Below are 3,464 nucleotides of genomic sequence, written 5' to 3'. Positions count from 1 at the left end.
CCAGATCGCGCGGGCCGCCGCGCCCCAGGGCCAGCCGCCCGACCGCGCGCGCGATATCGGCGGACGACTTGAGGTTTTCGCGCAAGGCGCGGCGCAGATCGCGCCGCTCCAGCATCCACTCTACGGCGTCCAGATTTTCGTTGATCGCTAAGGGATCGCGCAGGGGCCGGGCGATCCGTTCGGCCAAGGCGCGCGCGCCGCCCGAGGTGACGGTGCGGTCGATGCAGGCGAGCAAGCTGCCTTCGCGCTCGCCGCGCTGGGTGCGGTCGATCTCCAGACTGGCGCGCGTCGCGGGGTCGATGGCCAGGAAGCCGCTTTCGCCCAGACGGCGCGGCGGGGCCAGGGCCGGAACCTTGCCGGCCTGGGTCGTCTCCAGATAGGCGGCGATCAGGCCCAGCGCCGAGACCTCGGCCTCCTCGAAGGCGCCGAAACCGTCCAGGGCGGCGACGCCGTACAGCCGTTCGACCCGCGCCCGCGCGGCCTGGGGTTCGGCGATGGCGCTGGCCAGGGCCTGGACCACCCCGCCCGAGCCGTTCAGGGCGTCGCGGGTCGTCTCGTCGGAATACATCCGGTCGGTGACGAGCACTTCGGACGGACGGAAGGCGGCCAGCGCCGCGCCCAGGTCCTCGATGGCGCAGGCGACTGAATCTACCGCGCCGGACGACAGTTCGACCACGGCGACCGCCGCCCTGCCTTTACGCACCGCGACCGCCGCCAGCCGGTTGGCGCCCCGCGCGTCCAGCAGACTGTCCTCGGTCAGGGTGCCGGGGGTGACGACCCGCACCACCCCGCGATGCACCACGGCCTTGCCGCCGCGCTTCTTGGCCTCGGCGGGGTCTTCCAATTGTTCGCAGATGGCGACCTTGTGGCCCATGCGGATCAGGCGGGCGAGATAGCCCTCCATGGCGTGGACCGGCACGCCCGCCATGGGAATGTCCTCGCCCTGATGCTTGCCGCGCTTGGTCAGGGTAATGCCCAGAGCCGCCGCCGCGACCTCGGCGTCCTTGAAGAACAGCTCGTAGAAGTCGCCCATGCGGAAGAACAGGATGGCGTCCGCCTGACCCGCCTTGGCCGTCAGATACTGGGCCATGAAGGGCGTCGCGCCCTCGATGGCGGCGGCGATTTCTGGAGGGTGGGTCACAGGGGCGTTCATGTGGCCCTAGGGTGACGGATCGGAACCGACGCCTCAAGCCCGTTCCGCCAGCCTTGCACAGGCTTGTCCCCCCTGCGATAGGCCCCGCCAGGCGGTTTAGGGAACGTGGTCAGACGCCACGGCTGTTCCCGCAACTGTAGGCGGCGAGAGCGTCGTCCGTCCGGGGTCCGTGATCCCGGCGCCACTGGCCCCAGGGCTGGGAAGGCGAGGGCGATGTTCGATGAACCGCAAGCCAGGAGACCTGGCCGCCCAAAGTCGCTCGCCCCTGTCCGGGAACAGGCAGAGGCGCGGTTTCCATCCGTCGCAGCGACCCGATCTTGCGCCGTCCAGACCCTTCGCCGGTCTGGCGGGTCGGTTCGCTCATGACGGTCTCTCGCGCGCATTCGCGGGACCGGAAACGGGGATATCGCTCAATGAAGCGTTCCATTCTTCTCGCCTCGGCCGCTCTGTCGGTCGTCGCCGTCGCCGCACCCGCCCTGGCCGAGGACGCGACCCAGGTCGGCGACGTCGTCGTCACCGCCACCCGCCTGCCCGCCATCGTCGCCGAGACGCCGGGCGCGCGCGTCATCGACAGCCAGACCATCGAACAGCGCGGCGCCGTGTTCGCCACCGACATCCTGTCCGACGTGCCGGGCCTGTCGGTCTATCGCGCCAGCTTCGGCGGCGTGGCCTCGGTGCGGATGCGCGGCGCCAGCCAGGACAAGACCCTGGTGCTGGTGGATGGCGTCGCCGTCAACGACCCCTCGCAGCCCGCGGGCGGTTTCGACTTCTCGGGCTTCGACCTGGGCGATGTTTCGCGCATCGAGGTGCTGAGCGGCCCGCAGTCGTCGCTTTGGGGCTCGTCCGCCATCGGCGGCGTGATTTCCTTCACGACCAGTGAGTTGAACGGCGTTTCGGCCAATGCCGAAGCCGGCTCTTACGGCACGGCGCGGGGCCGTCTGGGCCTGGGCGTCGCCACCGACAGGTTCGCCTATGGCGTCTCGGTCTCCAAGTTCCACAGCGACGGTTTCTCGGCCGCCGATAAGATCGACGGCAACACCGAGAAGGACGGGTTCGACAACACCACCGTCAACGCCCGCGCCCGTTACGAGCTGAACGACCGCCTTGGCGTCGACGCCAGCTATCGTCATTCCGACACCGACGCCGATGTCGACGGTTTCGGCCCGGTCGATGCCCTGGATACGGACGCGACCGTCAATCAGTCGGGTCTGGTTCGCCTGCGCGCCGCCGATGTCCTGGGCCTGGATCACAAGTTCACGGTCGCCGCCTCCGACATCGACCGCGTGAGCAAGAGCGCCTATCCTTCGGTCTATAGCGGCCAGCACCGCCTTTACCGCTGGCAGGCGGACAGCCGTGATCAGAACGCCCGTCTGGCCTATAGCTTCGGCGCCGAGCATGAGGAAACCCAGGCGGACCTGGACGGCAGGGTCAAGGCTGAGCTGGACGTGGACTCGGTGTTCGGCGTGGCCCGTTTCAACGCCACGGATCGTCTGAGCGTCACGGCCGGCCTGCGCCATGACGAAACCGACAAATACGGCGGCAAGACTACGGGCCGCATTTCGGCGGCCTATGATCTGGGCGCCGGCCTGACCTTCAGCGGGGCTTACGGCACGGGCTTCAAGACGCCGTCCGTCGCGCAGACGGTTTGCGATTTCTGCTTCGTTCTACCGACCACCAAGGTGGCCGAACTGGTTCCCGAAAAGGCAGAGAGCGGTGAACTGGCTCTGGGCTGGCGTTCGAACGACGGCCGTTTCGACGGCCGCCTGACGGTTTACCGTCTCGAGGTCGAGAACCAGATCGACGGCTACTACAATCCGGCCAGCTTCGAATATTACTACGTCAACCTGATCCGCACGCGCACCGACGGCGTGGAGTTGGAAGGCCGGGTCGATCTGGGGCGCGGCTTTGACCTGACGGCGGCCTATGCCTGGACCGACGCCGAAAATTCGGTGACCAAGACGCCGATCCTGCGCGTGGCGGAACACTCCGGGTCGGCGACCCTGGGCTGGACCGGTCAACGCCTGTCGGGCGCGGTGACCGTGCGTGCAGAGGGCGAGATGCCGGATTCGGGCGGCATGCGGGATGGCTTCGTCATCACCAATCTGAACGGCGCCTATACGCTGACGGACAATGTCACCCTGACGGCGCGCGTCGAGAACCTGTTCGACGAACACTATCAGCGTCTGCTGGGCTACGGCGAAGCCGGTCTGTCCGGCTATGTCGGGATCAGGCTGCGCTACTGATCCGGGCGCGGGCGTCGGCGGCGAAGGCCGCCGGCGCCGCAAGCGCCAGGGCCGACCAGTCCAGGTCG

1 protein-coding gene, 1 pseudogene and 1 riboswitch are annotated in these 3,464 nt (G+C 68.4%); of the genes and pseudogenes, one reads left to right on the top strand and one right to left on the bottom strand.

Translation table 11 applies throughout. From position 1 onward, the window contains the following. Window positions 1-1,153: pseudogene (locus RTU05_RS17500) on the bottom strand (DNA mismatch repair protein MutS); the annotation flags it as partial. Between the two features lie 97 nt (window positions 1,154-1,250). Next, window positions 1,251-1,396, top strand: a riboswitch (cobalamin riboswitch). 170 nt (window positions 1,397-1,566) lie between these two features. On the opposite strand from RTU05_RS17500, the gene RTU05_RS17495 reads away from it, so the two are divergent. Continuing rightward, complete coding sequence (locus tag RTU05_RS17495; protein WP_312599578.1) at window positions 1,567-3,396, top strand: TonB-dependent receptor domain-containing protein; 1,830 nt, start codon at window positions 1,567-1,569, stop codon at window positions 3,394-3,396. The last annotated feature ends 68 nt before the right edge of the window (window positions 3,397-3,464 follow it).

Origin of the sequence: Brevundimonas sp., from assembly GCF_032017145.1 — a bacterium.
In the GTDB taxonomy this organism is placed as follows: Bacteria; Pseudomonadota; Alphaproteobacteria; order Caulobacterales; family Caulobacteraceae; genus Brevundimonas.
The sequence above is the reverse complement of the archived record's forward strand: the minus strand, read 5'-3'. Positions and strand labels throughout refer to the sequence as shown.